We start from the raw sequence: 17,343 nt of genomic DNA on the forward strand, positions 1-17,343 counted from the left end.
CGCCTTCGCGCGTCCATAGCGAATTTGCCCCGCCATGGCGGGATGAAGAAAGAGACAGATCTTGTTTCCTCAACTGATTGATACGCGGCCCTGGCGCCGCGCGGTCGATGACGGCCTGAACTGGGTCGTCCGCCATTGGGGCGGGACCTTCGAGGCCGCCGCCTATCCGCTCCTCATGCTGCTCAAGGCGATCGAGAACCTGCTGATCGCGACGCCTTGGTGGCTGATCATCGCGGTGCTGACCGGTATCGCCTGGCTTGCCACGCGGCGCTGGCCGCTGCCGGCCGTGGTGCTGGGCGCGCTGCTGTTCCTCGGCGTGATGGATCTCTGGAAAGATGCCATGACGACCATGGCGCTGATGATCACGGCGACGCTCGCCGCCATCCTCGTCTCGATTCCCGTCGGCGTCTGGATGTCGCGCTCGCTGCGCACCCGGCAGGCGGTTGCGCCGGTCCTAGACCTGATGCAGACCCTGCCGAGCTTCGTCTACCTGATCCCGACGGTGATGATCTTCGGCCCCGGCAAGATCCCGGCGCTGATCGCCACCATCGTCTATGCCGCGCCGCCGCTGGTGCGGCTGACCGATCTCGGCCTCCGTTCGGTCGATCCGGCCGTGATGGAGGCCAGCCGCGCCTTCGGCACCAATCCGCGCCAGCGCCTGCTCGGCGTGCAGATCCCGCTCGCGCTGCCCACCATCCTCGCCGGCATCAACCAGACGACGATGATGGCGCTCTCCATGGTGGTGATCGCCTCGATGATCGGCGCCGGCGGCCTTGGCTACCAGGTTTTGCAGGGCATCGGCCGGCTCGAAGTCAGCCGTGGCCTGTTCGCCGGTCTCGGCATCGTGGCGCTCGCCATCATCTTCGACCGCATCACCCAGGCGTTCGGCCGCCAGTTGCAGGCCCGCATCGGCATGCAGGAGGCGCGCTAATGTCCGACCTATCCGTGAAGACTGATCTCGCCATCGCCATGCGCGGGGTCACCAAGATCTTCGGCCCCGACCCGGAGGGCGCGCTGGCGCTGCTTCGGGCGGGGAAGTCGAAGGCCGAGGTGCAGGCCGAGACCAACCATGTCGTCGGTCTCGACAACGTCTCGCTCGATATCGCCAGCGGCCAGATCTTCGTCGTCATGGGGCTTTCCGGCTCCGGCAAGTCGACGCTGATCCGCCACGTCAACCGGCTGATCGAGCCGACGGCGGGCGAGATCCTCGTGCACGGCACCGACGTGCTGAAGATGAGCCTCGACGAACTGCGCACCTATCGCCGCACCAAGGTCGCGATGGTGTTCCAGAAGTTCGGCCTGATGCCGCACCGCTCGGTCATCGACAATGTCGCCTATGGCCTGGAAGTCCGCGGCGTCGGTCGCAAGGAGCGGCTGGAGACAGCGGCGAAATGGATCGAGACGGTCGGGCTCGCGGGCTATGAAAACTCGCGCACCCGCCAGCTCTCTGGTGGCCAGCAGCAGCGCGTCGGCCTGGCGCGGGCGCTGTCGATGGATTCGGACATCATCCTGATGGACGAGGCGTTCTCGGCGCTCGATCCGCTGATCCGCTCCGGCATGCAGGACCAGCTGATCACGCTGCAGAAATCGCTGAACAAGACGATCCTGTTCATCACCCATGATTTCGACGAGGCGCTGAAGATCGGCGATCGCATCGCGGTGCTGAAGGACGGCGCCCTGCAGCAGGAGGGCAAGCCCGAGGACATCGTGCTGCGCCCGGCGAACGAGCATATCGAGGAGTTCGTGCGCGAGGTGAACAAGGCCCGCGCCATCCATGTGCGCTCGATCATGGAGCGCGGCGTGACCGAGCCCTGCGAGCAGGCGGTATCGATGGATGCGCGCTGCGAGGACGTGCTGCCGCTGTTCGCCGAGCATCAATGGGTCGGCGTGGTCGATGGCGATGGCAAGCAGATCGGCCGCGTCACCGCCAAGCAGGTGATCAAGGCGCTCGCGCGCTACACGCCGGGCGTGGGCTAGGGCGGGAATCCGGAACGGTGGGAGAGGGGGTCTCGGCTCTTCTCCCGCCGGCGGAGGATGCGAATAAATCAATACTTCTAATGGTGTAGGCCATTGATCCTTCCGAATGAGGAAGGCATTACTATTGTCTATGATAGTAAATGCGGTCTTCACAACCAAGGTCGAGCCGGCCTACGACGACCTCCCCGAGGTCCGCTATCATTTTCCAAAAACCTATCTGAATCAGGTTGAGGCCGCGCTCGACAACTGGATTGTCTACTATGAGCCAAGGCGCTCGACAGCGGATCTCAGCAGTTCGGGCGGACGGTCGGCCTATTTCGCCGTTGCTCGCGTTCAGTCCATCACGCAGGACGCATTCCAAGCAGACCACTTTTACGCGCACATGGTTGACTATCTCGAGTTCAGCCGCCCGGTTCCCTTCAATGAGGGCGGCCACTACTACGAGGCGGCATTGCGGAAAGCGGACGGTTCCACGAATAAGGGTGCCTTCCGTCGTGCGGTCCGGAACCTTAGGCCTCATGAGTTTGAAGCGATTTTTGCAGCCGGGTTTGCGCGCATTATTGGCCGGGATCCTTTGGAGCGCTCCGAGCCCGACCGGGTCCCTAACTCTCAACCCAATTTCTTGCTAGCGGCGGACAATCCTGCTCCAGCATTTGAGCATGAGTTGCCAGCCGTCCCGGCCCGGCGCATCGAAACAAAGCTAGTTTCGCGCCCGTTCCGCGATCGCGCATTTGCTTCGGCTGTGATGACGGCCTACGGCGATCGGTGCGCCTTGACCGGGCTTCAGATAATCGATCAAGGCGGGAGGTCCGAGGCCGAGGCGGCACATGTTAGGTCTGTTGCCCAAGACGGGCCTGATAGTATTCGGAACGGCATAGCGGTTTCGCGAACGGTGCATTGGATGTTCGACGCGGGTCTGCTCTCCATCGCCGACGACTACACGATCCTGATCGCGAAGCGCATCGTGCCCGATATCTTGCAAGACCTGCCGCCGCTACGCGCAAAGCTGACCGTTCCGGCGCGCGCCGATTTACGGCCGCATCCCAGCTATCTTCGGTTTCATAGAGAAAATATCTTCGAGGGCTGATCGCGCTTCGGTCGTGAATGGCAAGAAGGGGCGCGGGGTGGGACGCCCCTTCCCGCGTTGGGCGGCTCAGGCCGCCTTCGCCCGCGCCCCCAGCGACCACAGCACGCCGAACGGATCGCGCAGCTGGCCGTAGCGGTCGCCCCAGAACTGCAGGTCGAGCGGCATCACGACCTCCATGCCGGCGTCGATCGCCCGCTGCCACCATGTGTCGATGTCGTCGCCCAATTGCAGGTGCAGCGTATAGCCCTGCGGCTTCTCCAGCGGATGGCCGTATTCCTCATAGGGGTCGGCCAGCATGACCGATCCGCCATTGATGTAGAGGTGGATGTGCATGGTGCGTCCCTTCTCGTCGACGGGAACGCGCATGACTTCCGCGGCCGCCAGCGCCCGCTGGTAGAATTCCGAAGCCTTCACGGCGCCGCCGACGCTCAGATACGGCGCAACGCCGCTCAGCACCTTGGGCATGGTGGCGAAGGCGTTTATTTCGTCGGTCCTGGTGTCCATCGTCCTGTCTCCTCACATGGGAATCGCGAGCGGCGCGTGGCCGCCTCAGGGTCACGACGTGCGGGGAGGAGCGATTTCGACAGGGGCGCGGATTTTTTCGATGCGGGGAGGGCGCTGGTCGGTTGCTTGGCTCGGGCGGGGGAAAGCAAGACCCTCACCCCACCCTCTCCCGCAAGCGGGCGAGGGCTCCTCGGCCGGCGTGGCGTCGACGGGGGAGGCTGGTCGATGCCGCGGTGGGCGCGACAGCGAGACTGGGCGCGGTGCGCTCCCTCTCCCGCTTACGGGAGAGGGTTGGGTGAGGGGCTTTCTGCCTCCACTTTGCCCGAGACGGCCGCTCTCCTTGCCCGAGACGGCCCTCCGGGCCTCCTCAGCATGTTGAGGAGGGCGGTGCGGAGGGGCGAGGGAGACTCACCCTCTTCAATTCCCTAAACCCTCACCCTCCGGCCTTCGGTCGTCGACCTCTCCCTCAGGGAGAGGTGAAGGGCAGGGCGAGGGGAGAGCGAAGCTCAGATATCCTGGTTCTGCGGCAGGATGACGAGGTCGCGGATGGTGGCGTTGGGCGGGCGGGTGACCATGAATACCAGCGCGTCGGCAATATCCTCCGAACGCAGGCCTTCATGCGCCTCGGCGCGGCGCTCGATCTCGGCCGGATCGGTGATGCCCCAGAGCTCGTTCAGCACGATGCCGGGCGAGAGCGCGCCGATGCGGACATTGTGCGGTCCGAGTTGGCGGCGGACGCCATGCACGAAGGACTGCACCGCATGCTTGGTGGCCGAATAGACCGGCTCCCAGTGGATCGCCTGGTGGCCGGAGATCGACGAGGTGACGACGATATCGCCCGAGCGGCGGGCGATCATGCCCGGCAGCACGGCGCGGACGGCGCGGAACACGCCATTGACGTTGACGCCGATGACCCGGTCCCATTCGTCCGGATCGCCGGTGGCGACGTCGCCGGTGACATAGCTGCCGGCATTGGCGAACAGGATGTCGATCCGGCCGAAATGCGCTTCGGCCTTGGCGACCATCGCCTCGACATCGGCGGCCTTCGTCAGGTCGGCGGGTATGGCGATCGCGTCGCCGCCCAGTTCCTTCGCCAGCGCCTCGAGCTTCTCGGCCGAGCGAGCGACCAGCACCAGCTTAGCGCCCTCGGCGGCGAAGCGGCGCGCGGCGGCGCGGCCGATGCCGGAGCTCGCGCCGGTCACAATCATCACCTTGCCGGCAATCGATACGGCCATGGTGTTTCCTCCATCAATGTCCAGAAATCAGCGAACCGTGTAGCCGCCGTCGACGAGCAGGTTGGCGCCGTTGACCATCGCCGCGCCGTCGCTGGCGAGATAGAGCGCGGCATAGGCAATTTCTTCCGGCTGCGCGAAGCGGCGGGTCGGGATCTCGGCGCGGGCGCGCTCGCCCTTTTCGCCGGCCCAGCCGACCCTGGCGAGCTCGGTCTCGACGACGGTCGGCGAGATGCAGTTGGCGGTGATGCCCTTCGGGCCCCATTCCAGCGCCATGCAATTGGTCATGCCGAGCAGGCCGGCCTTCGAGGCGGAATAGGCGACATGGCCCTCGATGCCAATGACGGCGGCCTGCGAGGCGATGGTGACGATGCGGCCATAGCCGGCAGCGATCATGTGGCCGGCGACCTCGCGCGAGAAGATGTAGGGCGCCCGCAGATTGACCGCGAGCTGCAGGTCCCAGCTCTCGGTGGTCGTCGCCTCAGCCGGCGCCAGCGTGCCGATGCCGGCATTGTTGACGAGGATGTCGATCTTGCCGAAATGCGCCGCGACTTCGGCGACGGCGCGCTCGATGGCGGAAGCGTCGGTCACGTCGCCGGTCCAGCCCTTGTGGCCTGCGCCAAGCGAGGCCGCGAAGTCGTGCACAGCCTCGTTCTTGTCGAGCAGCGCGAGCGTGGCGCCATTGGCGGCGAAGAGGGTGGCGAGCGCGCGGCCGATGCCGCCGGCGGCGCCGGTGATCAGTGCGACCTTGCCGGTCATATCAAAGGGACGCGTCAGGTCGGCGGTAAACGCCTGGTTGGCAGACATTTCGGTTTCCTCCCAAAACCCTTGCCGGACCTCATGTCCGAACCGGGCGCATGGCTTCTCACCGCTCGTTTGTGGCGGTGCGTTCCGCTAAACTAGCGCCGGCCCCCGCTTGAAAGCAAGTTTGTTTGCTGCTACTGCCAACAAATAAGCGATGTTGAAATCGCACTGGATGTCGATCCGGCCGGAAGCCGGCACGGCGATGGAACCACGAGGAAACGCTGATGAAGAAGCTTGGCATTCATTCGTTCGTCTGGACCGGCGGCACGACGCAGGAAGACCTCGAAGGCGCGATGAAGAAGTCGCATGACCTCGGCTACGGCCTGATCGAGTTTCCGCGCCTCGACCCGAAGAAGTTCGACGTCAACTGGCTCGCCAAGCGGCTGCAGGATTACGGCCTCAGGGTCGTCGTCACCATGGGCCTGCCGCTCGATTGCGACGTGTCGTCGGAAGATCCGGCCGTGGTCAAGCGCGGCGAGGCCCTGCTGGCCGAGGCCATCTCGATCACCCGCGATCTCGGCGGCTCGAAGCTCGGCGGCATCATCTTCTCCGCCCACACCAAGTACCAGAGCATGCCGACCCAGAAGGGCTGGGACAACAGCGTCGCCGCGCTCGCCCGCGCCGCTGACATCGGCAAGGCTGCCGGCGTGTCGATGAACCTCGAAGTCGTCAACCGCTTCGAGAGCAACCTGCTCAACACCACCGCGCAGGGCCTGGCCTTCATCGAGCAGTCCGGCTCGGACAACATCTTCCTGCACCTCGACACCTTCCACATGAACATCGAGGAAGCGGATCCGGTCCAGGCGCTGCGCACCGCCGGCAAGAAGCTCGGCTATTTCCACATCGGCGAAAGCAATCGCGGCTTCCTCGGCTCCGGCGTGATCAACTTCTCGGCGATCTTCGACGCGCTGCTCGAGATCGACTACCAGGACTGGATCACCTTCGAGAGCTTCTCGACCGAGGTCGTCGACAAGGATCTGTCGATCACCTGCGCGATCTGGCGCAATACCTGGACCGACAATGTCGAAGTGGCGCGTCTGGCCAAGGCCTATATCGAGGCGCGCATGGGTGAATCCGCCCGCAAGGCGATCACCGCGCGCACGGTCTGATTGAAGGGCAGGGGGCGGCTGACCCCTGGCTGCCCCTGATCCGCGGCTCGTCCCGACCCTCCTCCCGGGGACGCGTCGCACCTTGATGGATGGCGCCTGCAATGGCTGCCATCCATCCTTTCCGGCCGGGGGAGGCAGCGATCGTCGATCGCTGAGCGGCGAGGCCGATGGTTTCGGCCGTGGGATGTCCCGCCAGATCATGATGAAAATTCGGTAGGTTACGCGGATTTGCGCAAGCACTGCGTGCAGAGCAGAGTCCGCGCTACCGGTCCTTCTTCCTGACACTCGCAACTTGCAAATGACCGTCCGCCTGACCGAACGGCAGGTTGACTCATCCGACCCGGACAAATATGTTTGGTGTCGCAACGAACAAAAAGAATGGGGCCATCGAGCCCTGATCAACCGGGAGAAACGTCGTAGTGGCCGAGCCTGCCTCCCTTGGTGAGGGCAAGCCGGAACAGGCGCATCACGTCCTCGTTCCGCCAGCCTCCGTATCGCCGTCCGCGCCTCAACAAGGCGTCGTCGCGGATACGGATCTGCTCCTCGCCGCCACCAGCATTTCCAAGGCCTTTGCCGGCGTTCCGGCGCTGGTCGATGGCCGCATCCGCCTGAAGCGCGGCAGCGTGCACGCGCTCTGCGGCGGCAATGGCGCCGGCAAGTCGACCTTCCTCAACATCCTGATGGGCCTGCACCGCGCCGATGCCGGCACGGTGATGGTCAAGGGCAGGGTGGTGCACTACGCCTCGGCCGCCGAGGCGCTGGCCGACGGCATCGCCATCATCACGCAGGAACTGAGCCCGGTCCTCGACATGACCGTGGCCGAAAACATCTATCTCGGCCGCGAGCCGCGCCGGTTGGGCTGGTTCGCCGACAAGGCGAGGATGGAGGCGGATGCGGCCGCGCTGTTCGCCCGCCTCGGCTTCGACATCGACGCCCGAGTCACCATGCGCTCGCTGTCCGTGGCCAAGATCCAGCTGGTCGAGATCGCCAAGGCGATCAGCCGCGAGAGCGACATCCTGATCATGGACGAGCCGACCTCGGCGATCGGCGAGAAGGAAGCGGCGACGCTGTTCAAGGCGATCCGCTCGCTGCAGGACCAGGGCGTCGGCATCATCTACGTCTCGCACCGCCTGACCGACATCTTTTCCATCGCCGACAGCTACACGGTGTTCCGCGACGGCCGTTTCATCGAGGCGGGCGATCTCGCCGATATCGACCGGCAGCGGCTGATTTCGCTGATCGTTGGCCGCGATCTGCGCGACCAGGAGGCCCGCAAGAGCACCAGCACCGGCGAACCGATGATCTCGGTCTCCGGCTTCGCGCGCCACGGCCAGTTCGAGGACATCTCGCTCGATCTCGCCAAGGGCGAAATCCTCGGCCTCTATGGTTTGATGGGCGCCGGCCGCAGCGAGTTCGCCAATGCGCTCTACGGCAATGCGACGAAGGATGCCGGTTCGGTCAAGATCGAGGGCAGGCCGGTCGAGATCCGATCGCCGTCCGATGCGCTTTCGAACGGCATCGCCATCGTCACCGAGGATCGCAAGGAGACGGGCCTCGTCCTGACCTCCAGCGTGTCGGAGAACGTCGTGCTCGCCGCGCTCGACCAGTTTTCGAGCTTCGGCTTCGTCGACGGCAAGAAGGTGGCGTCGAATGTCGACGGCCAGATCGCCCGTTTCCGCATCCGCACCGCCTCGCGCGACTTGCCGGTCCAGAGCCTTTCCGGCGGCAACCAGCAGAAGGTGGTGCTGGCGCGCTGCGTCGAGACCGAGCCGAAGATCCTGATCTGCGACGAGCCGACCCGCGGTATCGACGAGGGCGCCAAGCGGGAGGTCTATGCCTTCCTCTCGGCCTTCGCGGCGGCCGGCAATTCCGTGCTGATGATCTCTTCCGAAATTCCCGAAATTCTCGCCAATGCCGACCGGATCCTCGTGTTCCGGCGCGGGCGGATCGCGGGCGAACTCAAGGGCGCGGCTGCGACCCAAGAGGCGCTCGTCCATCTGGCAAGCTGAGCGACCGAGGCGCCTCCATGTCGACCGAACTCTCCACCACCGCCGGCGCTGCCGGAGCCAGAAACCAGGCGATCGGCCGGTTCCTGTCGCGCTACGGCATCCTGCTTTCGTTCCTCATCCTGTTCGTGATCCTCTCCTTCGCGCATCCGAATTTCCTGTCGAGCGGAAATCTGATGAACGTGCTGCGGCAGGTGTCGATCAACGGCATCCTCGCCATCGGCATGACCTTCGTCATCCTGACCGGCGGCATCGACCTTTCGATCGGCTCGGTGCTGGCGCTGACCGGCGTCGTCGCCGGCAGCCTGGTCACCGGCGCGGATCCCTACAATCCCGCCATCGCCTTCTTCGCCGCGGTCGGCGTCGGCGCGCTGTTCGGCGCTTTCAACGGCACGCTGATCGCCCGCTTCTCGGTGCCGGCCTTCGTCGTCACGCTCGGCATGCTGTCGATGGCGCGCGGCGCGACGCTGCTCTATTCGAACGGCCGGCCGATCCCCAATCTCTCGCCGGAATTTCGCTGGCTTGGGCAGGGCTTCATCGCCGGCATCCCGGTTCCGGTCATCATTTTCGCGATCGTCTTCTTCGCCGCCTGGATCACGCTGCGCTACACGGTCTATGGCCGCTGGATCTATGCGGTCGGCGGCAATGTGAAGAGCGCCAAGACGAGCGGCATCCCGACCCGCACCGTGATCTTCTCGGCCTATCTGCTGATGGGCGCGCTGGCCGGTCTCGCCGGCATGATCCTGACGGCCCGCACCACCTCGGCGCTGCCGCAGGCGGGCCTCGGCTACGAACTCGACGCGATCGCCGCGGTCGTCATCGGCGGCACTTCGCTGACCGGTGGCGTCGGCTCGGTGGTCTACACGCTGATCGGCGCGCTGATCATCGGCGTCATCTCGAACGGTCTCGATCTGATGGGGGTGTCGTCCTACTACCAGCAGATCATCAAGGGCGCGATCATCGTCGTCGCCGTCCTGATCGACCGCTCCAGAAACCTGAATCCTTGATGGGATCCGCGTGCTTGCACGCGGGAATACAGAGCTATGACTGAGGGAGGAAACCCATAATGGCACTCAAGACCTTTACCCGCCGCGGGCTGGCCATGCTGGCCGGCGTCGGCATAGCGGCGCTGACGATCGGGCAGGCGGCAGCCGCCGACCCCGTCCGCATCGCCGCCGTAGTGCAGAGCCTCGACACGGAATTCAACGTGCTCTGGGCCAATGCCGCCAACCAGCATCCGCTGGTCAAGGACGGCAGCGTCAAGCTGACCGTGCTCGACGGCCGCATGGACGCGCTGACCCAGTCGAACCAGTTCGACACCGCGATCAGCGAGAAGTATGACGCGATCATCTTCGTGCCCGTCGACATCGACGCCGGCAACGATCCCGTCCAGCGCGCCAAGGATGCCGGCATCACCGTCATCGGCTCGAACACGCTGATCTCCAACACCGACCTCTACAACGCCTACATCGCCTCGAACGACATCGAGGCCGGCAAGCTGCTGGCCAAGTCCGTCTTCGACAAGATGGGCGGCAAGGGCAATGTCGTCATCGGCGAAGGCATGATCGGCCAGTCGGCCCAGGTGCAGCGCCTGCAGGGCATCGAAGAGACGCTGAAGGACTATCCCGACATCAAGGTTCTCGAGCAGAAGACCGCCAACTGGTCGCGCGCCGAGGCCCTGTCGCTTATGGAAAACTGGCTGACCGCGCATGCTGGCCAGATCAACGGCGTCATCGGCGAGAATGACGAGATCGCCATCGGCGCGCTCGAGGCGATCAAGGCACACGGCCTCGACCCGAAGACCATTCCGGTCGCCGGCGTCGACGGCGTGACCGACGCGCTGCTCGCCGTCAAGCGCGGCGAGATGATGTCGACGCTGCAGGATGCCGACGCACAGGCCCAGGGCGCGATCGACCTCGCCCTCGTCGCCAAGCAGCCGGACTACAAGCCGCAGGCCAAGGTCTGGGACGTCAATGGCGGCAAGCTGGCCTGGGAAGGCGGCAAGCAGCAGCATTACTCCGTGCCGTGGATCCCCGTCACGCTCGATAACGTCGACGGCCTTCTCGAAATGCGCAAGACGCAGTAATCAGGCGTATCGCGCAGAGATTGCGCGCAGCTACTCCGGAGAGGCGGTCTCGGCCGCCTCTCCCTCTCCGCCCGCGCGGTTCGCTTCCCGCGCGTTCCGGGAAGCCTCCAAGTCGTTCCAGAATGAGTCCCAGATCTTGGCAACCCCTCAATCCGTCCGCTACCTCAACGAAATCCGGGCGCTGAACGCCCTGTTTCGCAGCGGGGGAATGAGCCGGGCCGATCTGGCGCGCATGCTCGGGCTCAACCGCTCGACCACCGGCAACATCATTACCAATCTGATGGCCGATGCGCTCGTCGTCGAACTGCCGAATGGCGGTCGGGGCGAGAACGCCGCCAAGACCGGGCGGCCCGGCATCAACATCGAGATCAATCCGGCCGGCGCGACCTTCCTGGGCGCCGAGATCGGCGTCGACCGGCTGACCGTCGTCGCCATCGACCTCTGCGCCCACGAGATCCGGCGCATCTCCACCCCGTTCCCGACCCATCAGCAGCCGGTCGAGGACGGCATCGACCGCATCGCCGCGATGATCGCCGAGGTCATCGAGGGCCTGCCGGACCAGGGCCAGATCCGCGGCCTCTGCGTCACCCTGCCGGCGCTGCTCGACGCGGACGGCAAGGTGCTGAACGCGCTGATCATCGGCTGGCGCGATGTCGACCTGAAGAGCCTGATCACCCGGCGCCTCGCCGCCCGCTTTCCGAAGCTGGAGCTGGCGGTCTCGATCGAGAACGACGCCAATGCCTTCGCGATCGCCGAGACCTATCGCGACACCTCGCACAGCGCCGAAACGGTCGCTTTCCTGCTGATCGAGAATGGCGCCGGCGGCGGCATCGTCATTGGCGGCCGACTGTTTCGCGGCTCGTCCGGTTTTGCCGGCGAATTCGGCCAGATCGTGCTCGGCAGCGAGGGCTTCTATGCCGGGCGGCACAAGCCGGGCCATCTCGAAAGCTATATCGGCAAGGACGCCGTGCTGGCGCGCTACCGCGCCAATGGCGCCGCCGAAGGCGCGGATCTCGACCAGTTGCTGGCGGCACTCAAAGCTGGGGAGGCGAGCGCGATCCGCACGGTGCGCGAATGGGGTGGCGGCCTCGCCATCGGGCTGATCCAGCTTTCGAGCGTGCTCAATCCCGGCGTGATCATCCTCGGCGGCACGGTCGCGCCGCTGTTCCGCTTCGTCGCCGAAGAGGTCGAGGAAGCCATGCGCCGCGAGTTCCTCGAAGGATTCCCGATGCCCAGGATCGAGGTCTCGGCGCTGGGCCTCGAAGGTCCCGCGCTGGGTGGCGCGCTGATCATGCATCAGCGAATGTTTTCCATCGACGAGAGCGCGATCTACGCCAGCGCCCAGCCGATCACGCTGTTTCAGACGTGATATCGAGGATGAGGATGCGAACGGCCGTCTCGCCTTTGCCAAGGGCCGTCTTCGCGCAACCTCAAAGCCCGTCGCCCCGGCGAAGGCCGGGGCCCATGAACACAGGCCGAGCAGGCCAGCCTCTCTCTGGCGGGCCTGTGGGTATGGATCCCGGCCTTCGCCGGGATGACCGCGGAGGGGGACGGCGCTGGCGTTTCGGCGACGTTGCCCGAAGCTCTCCCTCAGGGAGAGGTGAAGTTGCAAGCAAAGCTATCCTGCTCCAGGCGGGCGAGCCCAGGGAGGGGCGAAGAGTATGATTGAAGGCAAGATCGTCACCATCGGCGAGATCCTCGTCGAGATCATGGCGACCACTCTTGGCCATGGCTTCCTGGAGGCGCAGACGCTGATCGGGCCGTTCCCGAGCGGCGCGCCGGCGATCTTCATCGACCAGGTCGGCAAGCTTGGCCATCCGGCGGCGATCGTCTCGGCCGTCGGCGACGACGATTTCGGCACGGTCAATCTCGAGCGGCTGAAGCAGGACGGCGTCGACGTCTCGGCCGTTGCCATCCATCCCGGCGCCGCCACCGGCAGCGCTTTCGTCCGCTACCGCCCCGATGGCGGCCGCGACTTCGTCTTCAACATGCGCGACAGCGCCGCCGGGCGCATCGCCGCGACGCCCGAGGCACAGGCCGTTCTGGCCGAGGCCGGGCACCTGCATGTGATGGGCTCCGGCCTGCCGGTGCCGGCCGTGTTCGGCATGGTCAGCGCGTCGATCCCCGCCATCAAGGCGCGGGGCGGCACGGTCTCGTTCGATCCCAACATCCGCGTTGAGATGCTGCGCGACCCCGCCGGCAAGGCAGCGTTCCAGTCCGTGCTGGCGGCGACCGACCTGTTCCTGCCCTCGGGCGAGGAACTGTCGCTGTTCTCCGGCGAGGCCGACGAGGGCCGCGCCATCGCGGCGCTGCTCGATGCCGGCGTGCAGGAAATCGTGCTGAAGCGCGGCAAGGCCGGCGCCAGCCATTTCGATCGCAGCGGCCGAACCGACATGCCCGGCTTCGTTGTCGAGGAAATCGACCCGACCGGGGCCGGCGACAGCTTTGGCGCCACCTTCCTGGTCGCCCGCCGTCTCGACAAGTCGGTCGAGGATTGCCTGCGCTACGCCAACGCGGCCGGCGCGCGCACCGTCACAGTCAAGGGTCCGATGGAGGGCACCTCGTCCTTCGCCGAACTCGACGCCTTCATTGCCGCCACGCCGGTGGGAGCCGCCTGATGAGCCTTCTTACCGAACTTGCCCGCGACTATCAGGCCGGCCGCGTCAGCGGCATCACTTCCGTCTGTTCAGCGCATCCCGCCGTCATCCGCGCGACGCTGCGCGAAGGCCGCCGCACCGGCACCGTCGTGCTGATCGAGGCGACCTGCAATCAGGTCAATCACGAGGGCGGTTATACCGGCATGAAGCCGGCCGATTTCCGCCGCTTCGTCGAGGGCATCGCCGCCGAAGTCGGTTTTGACATGGCGAACCTGATCCTCGGCGGCGACCATTTGGGACCCAATCCCTGGCGCAGCCTGCCGGCTGAGGAAGCCTTGGCCAAGGCGGAGGTCATGGTCGGCGCCTATGTTGCCGCCGGCTTCACAAAAATCCATCTCGACGCCAGCATGGGCTGCGCCGGCGAACCGGAGGGCCTGGACGACGACACGACGGCGCATCGCGCCGCGCGGCTCGCCAAGGTGGCCGAGGCGACGGCCAAGTCGAACGACCTGGCGCTACCCGTCTACATCATCGGCACGGAAGTGCCGACGCCGGGCGGCGCGCTGCACGATCTCGACGACGTGCCGCCGACGCTTGCTTCCGCCGCGCGCGAAACCATCGCCACCCACCGGCGGGTCTTTGCGGAAGCTGGCCTGACCGAGGCTTTTGCCCGCGTCATCGGCCTGGTCGTGCAGCCGGGCGTCGAGTTCGGCCATGACAAGGTCGTCGTCTACCGGCCGGAGCGGGCGCGCGATCTCATCGCCGTGCTCGCCGACGAGCCGCAGTTCGTGTTCGAGGCGCACTCGACCGACTACCAGCCGGAGACGGCGCTGGCGGCGCTGGTCCGCGACGGCTTCCCGATCTTGAAGGTCGGACCGGGCCTCACCTTCGCGCTGCGCCAGACGCTTTACGGTCTCGATCTCATCGCCTCGGAGCTGGATGCTTCCTATAGCGGCCGGGCGCTGGCGGATGCGATGGAAGCGCTGATGCTGGCCGAGCCGATTTACTGGCAGCGCTATTATCCCGGCACCCCGGACGAACAGCATGTGCTGCGCCATTACAGCTACAGCGACCGCATCCGCTATTACTGGCCGCATGAGCAGGCCGAGCGCGCGGTGGCGAAGCTGATGGCGACGCTCAAGGGCCGGACGATCCCGGAGCCGCTGATTGCGCAGTTCCTTGCCGAGGATGCTGAAGCCGTGCGCAGCGGCGAATGCGCCGCGACGGCCGACGCGCTGCTGGAGCGCGGCATCGAACGCATGCTGCAGCTTTACGGACGGGCCTGCCGGCCGTAGGCAAGGTTCTCTCCGCCGGATGCCAACTTTCACCTCTCCCTGAGGGAGAGGTCGACGGCCGAAGGCCGGCGGGTGAGGGTTTACGGCCTCACCGGATAGGTCCCTAAACCCTCACCCGGAGCTTCGCTCCGACCTCTCCCTCAGGGAGAGGTGAAGAAAGACGGCTGTCTCCTATCCCGCATGGCAAGCTCCGTCGCCCCGACGAAGGCCGGGCCCATGAACACCAGGACCCATGCACACCGGCCGTGGAGATGGGCCGCGGCCTTGCGCGCGCCGGTCAGCAGATGACGTCGGCGGTGCCGCCCGTGCCGATCGACTGGCAACTGGTGAAGGTGCCGTCGGTCGACGCCTGGTCGGTCTGGCAGCCGGCCAGGGACACCACGCAGAAAAGCAGAGCGAAAACGAGTCTCATGCTGTCCTCCCCATGCAACCGCAGGTGCAGGATTATCGGCTTTGCCGGCAGCGACTCAAGGACGGTTCCGTCAATCCATCGTGACCGGAACCGAGGGCCCGATCACGATTGGGTCGGCGGTTGGCGCGGACGCCTCAGCCGCCCCGCTTGCGCAGTTCGGCGACCTGTTCCGGCGTCAGCGGGCGGGTGGCTTCGCCGCGCAGCATCAGGAACAGCTTGGCCGTCTCCTCCAGCTCCTCGGTCGCATACATCGCGTCTTCGAGGCTCTTTCCCGCGACGACCGGGCCGTGATTGGCGAGCAGCACGGCGTGGTGCTTGTCCGCCAGTTTTTCCACGGCCAGCGCCAGGCTCTCGTCTCCCGGCGGGTGGTAGGGGACCAGCGGCAGCTTGCCCACGCGCATGATGTAATAGGCCGTCAGCGGCGGCAGGCAGTCATGATGGTCGATATGGTGCAGGCAGGAGACCGCCACCGAATGGGTCGAGTGCAGGTGGACCACCGCCTCGCAGGTCGGGCGCTGCTGGTACATGACCCGGTGCAGGAAGGCTTCCTTGGTCGGCTTGTCGCCGCCGACATGGTTGCCGTTGGCGTCGATCTTCGAAATCCGGGCCGGGTCGAGGTCGCCGAGCGAGGCATTGGTCGGCGTCATCAGCCAGCCGCCATCCGGCAGCGCGACCGAGATATTGCCGGTCGAGCCGAAGGTCAGGCCGCGCTGGAACATCGAGGCGCCGCACTTGCAGATGCGCTCGCGAAGCGCGGATTCGGTCTGGGATATCGGGCTCACGCGAGCGAACTCCATGCCTTGAGGAAGAAATCGGGCGTGCCGAAATTGCCGGATTTGAGCGCCAGCGCGACATCCGGACCGGAACGGCTGCGCGTCCAGGGCACGCCGGGATCGATTTCCGGGCCGATCGACAGCGCCTTGACGCCGAGCGCATTGACGACGGCGCCGGAGGTCTCGCCGCCGGCCACCAGCAGGCGGGTGAAGCCCTTGGCGGGCAGCGCCGCCGCGACGGCGGCGAGCAGGTCTTCCACCAGCGTTCCCGCCTTCTCGCGGCCGAGCTTTTCCTGCACGGCGCGCACGCTGTCGGGATCGTCGCTGGAATAGACCAGCGGCGTGACGTCGGCGGGCTGCGACACCAGCCAGTCGATCACGGAGGCCGGCGTCAGCGCGCCGGAGGCGATCTCCAGCGGGTCGATGCGGAGCGTCGGTAGCCCGGCTTCCTGCGCCTTGGCGACCTGTCCGCGCGTCGCGGCCGAGCACGAGCCGGCGAGGATCGCGCCGCGTCCCTCCGGCGCGGCGATCGACGTGGCCGGCGGGGTGAGCTTGTCGATCAGGCCGGCGTCGCGATAGGCGGCGGGCAGGCCGATGGCGATGCCGGAGCCGCCGGTGACGAGTTTCACGTCGACCAGCGCCTTGCCGATCTCGCGCAGATGTGAGTCCTGCAACGCGTCGACGATGGCGATGCGCTTGCCGGCGGCCTGCTCGCGCGCGAAGGCCTTGGCGATGGCCTCGGCGCCAGCATCGACATCGGCATAAGCGACCAGCCCGACCGGCAGCTCGGTCTGCCGCTGCAGCACGCGGCGGAGATCCGCATCGCGCATCGGCGTCAGCGGATGGTCGCGCATCGAGCTTTCGTTGAGCGGCACGCCATTGACGAACAGGTGGCCCTGGTAGATCGAGCGGCCGGTCGCCGGGAAGGCGGGGCAGGCGATGGTGAAGCCGGCATCGAGCCGCTTCAGCAGCGCTTCCGCCACCGGGCCGATATTGCCTTCATCGGTTGAATCGAAGGTCGAGCAATATTTGAAGAACAGCCGCTGCGCGCCATGCGCCAGCAGCCATTCGGCCGCGGCCAGCGACTGCGCCACGGCGTCGGCCGCCGGGATGGTGCGCGATTTCAAGGCGACGACGAGCGCGTCGACCTCGGAAAGGTCGAGATCGTCCTGCGGCAGGCCGGTGCTCTGCACCGTGCGCAGGCCCTCGCGCGACAGCATCAGCGAGAGGTCGGTAGCGCCGGTCAGGTCGTCAGCGATGCATCCAAGCAGCATGCGGTCATGTCCTTGCAGGGGAGGTCAGGCTGGCTTGCCGGACGGAGCGGTCGGGGAAGGGCGGCGATAAATGGCAACGCAAAGCACTTTCGCCCTCCCATGGGCTTGACGACCGCCGCTCCGGCTCGGCTAGTATTGCCTACTGTTAGCGCTGTCATAGGGAATTCGCAACCAATGACAGCGCTAG

The 17,343-nt window shown here is 66.0% G+C and carries 16 protein-coding genes; 10 read left to right on the forward strand and 6 right to left on the reverse strand.

What is annotated here, in order from left to right:
* The first annotated feature begins 61 nt into the window (after nucleotides 1-61).
* From ABIE08_RS03140 to ABIE08_RS03150, 3 genes are all read left to right on the forward strand, one after another.
* A complete protein-coding gene (locus tag ABIE08_RS03140) occupies nucleotides 62-931 on the forward strand; it encodes an ABC transporter permease (protein WP_354548694.1) in 870 nt (289 codons plus the stop codon).
* A complete protein-coding gene (locus tag ABIE08_RS03145; protein WP_354548695.1) occupies nucleotides 931-1,977 on the forward strand; it encodes a quaternary amine ABC transporter ATP-binding protein in 1,047 nt (348 codons plus the stop codon). The genes ABIE08_RS03140 and ABIE08_RS03145 overlap by 1 nt, the downstream gene beginning before the upstream one ends.
* Nucleotides 1,978-2,107: 130 nt before the next feature.
* Nucleotides 2,108-3,064 (forward strand): HNH endonuclease, encoded by a 957-nt coding sequence (locus ABIE08_RS03150; protein WP_354551554.1) that lies wholly within the window; start codon nucleotides 2,108-2,110, stop codon nucleotides 3,062-3,064.
* A gap of 66 nt (nucleotides 3,065-3,130) precedes the next feature.
* Here ABIE08_RS03150 and ABIE08_RS03155 read toward each other — a convergent pair whose 3' ends face one another.
* From ABIE08_RS03155 to ABIE08_RS03165, 3 genes are all read right to left on the reverse strand, one after another.
* The gene (locus ABIE08_RS03155; RefSeq protein ID WP_354548697.1) at nucleotides 3,131-3,568 is read right to left on the reverse strand and encodes a VOC family protein; all 438 of its coding nucleotides are present in this window, start codon (nucleotides 3,566-3,568) and stop codon (nucleotides 3,131-3,133) included.
* Nucleotides 3,569-4,074: 506 nt separating this feature from the next.
* Nucleotides 4,075-4,803, reverse strand: a complete 729-nt coding sequence (locus ABIE08_RS03160) for an SDR family oxidoreductase (protein ID WP_354548699.1) — start codon at nucleotides 4,801-4,803, stop codon at nucleotides 4,075-4,077.
* Between the two features lie 27 nt (nucleotides 4,804-4,830).
* Entirely contained in the window at nucleotides 4,831-5,607 is a 777-nt protein-coding gene (locus ABIE08_RS03165) for a GolD/DthD family dehydrogenase (RefSeq protein WP_354548701.1), read from the reverse strand.
* 221 nt (nucleotides 5,608-5,828) lie between these two features.
* On the opposite strand from ABIE08_RS03165, the gene ABIE08_RS03170 reads away from it, so the two are divergent.
* From ABIE08_RS03170 to ABIE08_RS03200, 7 genes are all read left to right on the forward strand, one after another.
* Entirely contained in the window at nucleotides 5,829-6,713 is an 885-nt protein-coding gene (locus ABIE08_RS03170; RefSeq protein WP_354548702.1) for a sugar phosphate isomerase/epimerase family protein, read from the forward strand.
* Nucleotides 6,714-7,132: 419 nt separating this feature from the next.
* On the forward strand, nucleotides 7,133-8,722 hold the full coding sequence (locus ABIE08_RS03175) for a sugar ABC transporter ATP-binding protein (RefSeq protein ID WP_354548704.1): 1,590 nt from the start codon (nucleotides 7,133-7,135) through the stop codon (nucleotides 8,720-8,722).
* Between the two features lie 17 nt (nucleotides 8,723-8,739).
* Nucleotides 8,740-9,726 carry an ABC transporter permease gene (locus ABIE08_RS03180; protein WP_354548706.1) on the forward strand — a complete coding sequence of 329 codons (987 nt, stop codon included), beginning with the start codon at nucleotides 8,740-8,742 and terminating at the stop codon, nucleotides 9,724-9,726.
* Between the two features lie 59 nt (nucleotides 9,727-9,785).
* Nucleotides 9,786-10,805, forward strand: coding sequence for a substrate-binding domain-containing protein (locus ABIE08_RS03185; RefSeq protein WP_354548707.1), 1,020 nt, complete (start codon nucleotides 9,786-9,788; stop codon nucleotides 10,803-10,805).
* A gap of 136 nt (nucleotides 10,806-10,941) precedes the next feature.
* The gene (locus ABIE08_RS03190; protein WP_354548709.1) at nucleotides 10,942-12,174 is read left to right on the forward strand and encodes an ROK family transcriptional regulator; all 1,233 of its coding nucleotides are present in this window, start codon (nucleotides 10,942-10,944) and stop codon (nucleotides 12,172-12,174) included.
* 292 nt (nucleotides 12,175-12,466) lie between these two features.
* Entirely contained in the window at nucleotides 12,467-13,423 is a 957-nt protein-coding gene (locus tag ABIE08_RS03195) for a tagatose kinase (protein WP_354548711.1), read from the forward strand.
* Complete coding sequence (locus tag ABIE08_RS03200) at nucleotides 13,423-14,697, forward strand: D-tagatose-bisphosphate aldolase, class II, non-catalytic subunit (protein ID WP_354548713.1); 1,275 nt, start codon at nucleotides 13,423-13,425, stop codon at nucleotides 14,695-14,697. Before ABIE08_RS03195 ends, ABIE08_RS03200 begins: the two co-directional genes overlap by 1 nt.
* Before the next feature lie 277 nt (nucleotides 14,698-14,974).
* Here ABIE08_RS03200 and ABIE08_RS03205 read toward each other — a convergent pair whose 3' ends face one another.
* The 3 genes from ABIE08_RS03205 to otnK form a co-directional block, all read right to left on the reverse strand.
* The gene (locus tag ABIE08_RS03205; RefSeq protein ID WP_354548714.1) at nucleotides 14,975-15,109 is read right to left on the reverse strand and encodes a hypothetical protein; all 135 of its coding nucleotides are present in this window, start codon (nucleotides 15,107-15,109) and stop codon (nucleotides 14,975-14,977) included.
* A gap of 134 nt (nucleotides 15,110-15,243) precedes the next feature.
* A complete protein-coding gene (gene otnC / locus ABIE08_RS03210) occupies nucleotides 15,244-15,891 on the reverse strand; it encodes a 3-oxo-tetronate 4-phosphate decarboxylase (RefSeq protein ID WP_436409495.1) in 648 nt (215 codons plus the stop codon).
* Nucleotides 15,888-17,156 (reverse strand): 3-oxo-tetronate kinase, encoded by a 1,269-nt coding sequence (otnK, locus tag ABIE08_RS03215; RefSeq protein WP_354548717.1) that lies wholly within the window; start codon nucleotides 17,154-17,156, stop codon nucleotides 15,888-15,890. Before otnK ends, otnC begins: the two co-directional genes overlap by 4 nt.
* Nucleotides 17,157-17,343 lie beyond the last annotated feature (187 nt).

Source organism: Kaistia defluvii, assembly GCF_040548815.1.
Taxonomy (GTDB): domain Bacteria; phylum Pseudomonadota; class Alphaproteobacteria; order Rhizobiales; family Kaistiaceae; genus Kaistia; species Kaistia defluvii_A.

Bases quoted from the DNA above. Each gene is read 5' to 3' on its own strand.
- otnK (WP_354548717.1), bottom strand. From the start codon at position 17,156: ATGCTGCTTGGATGCATCGCTGACGACCTGACCGGCGCTACCGACCTC.
- ABIE08_RS03205 (WP_354548714.1), bottom strand. From the start codon at position 15,109: ATGAGACTCGTTTTCGCTCTGCTTTTCTGCGTGGTGTCCCTGGCCGGC.
- ABIE08_RS03145 (WP_354548695.1), top strand. From the start codon at position 931: ATGTCCGACCTATCCGTGAAGACTGATCTCGCCATCGCCATGCGCGGG.
- ABIE08_RS03195 (WP_354548711.1), top strand. From the start codon at position 12,467: ATGATTGAAGGCAAGATCGTCACCATCGGCGAGATCCTCGTCGAGATC.
- ABIE08_RS03200 (WP_354548713.1), top strand. From the start codon at position 13,423: ATGAGCCTTCTTACCGAACTTGCCCGCGACTATCAGGCCGGCCGCGTC.
- ABIE08_RS03155 (WP_354548697.1), bottom strand. From the start codon at position 3,568: ATGGACACCAGGACCGACGAAATAAACGCCTTCGCCACCATGCCCAAG.
- ABIE08_RS03165 (WP_354548701.1), bottom strand. From the start codon at position 5,607: ATGTCTGCCAACCAGGCGTTTACCGCCGACCTGACGCGTCCCTTTGAT.
- ABIE08_RS03150 (WP_354551554.1), top strand. From the start codon at position 2,108: ATGATAGTAAATGCGGTCTTCACAACCAAGGTCGAGCCGGCCTACGAC.
- ABIE08_RS03185 (WP_354548707.1), top strand. From the start codon at position 9,786: ATGGCACTCAAGACCTTTACCCGCCGCGGGCTGGCCATGCTGGCCGGC.
- ABIE08_RS03170 (WP_354548702.1), top strand. From the start codon at position 5,829: ATGAAGAAGCTTGGCATTCATTCGTTCGTCTGGACCGGCGGCACGACG.
- ABIE08_RS03160 (WP_354548699.1), bottom strand. From the start codon at position 4,803: ATGGCCGTATCGATTGCCGGCAAGGTGATGATTGTGACCGGCGCGAGC.
- ABIE08_RS03180 (WP_354548706.1), top strand. From the start codon at position 8,740: ATGTCGACCGAACTCTCCACCACCGCCGGCGCTGCCGGAGCCAGAAAC.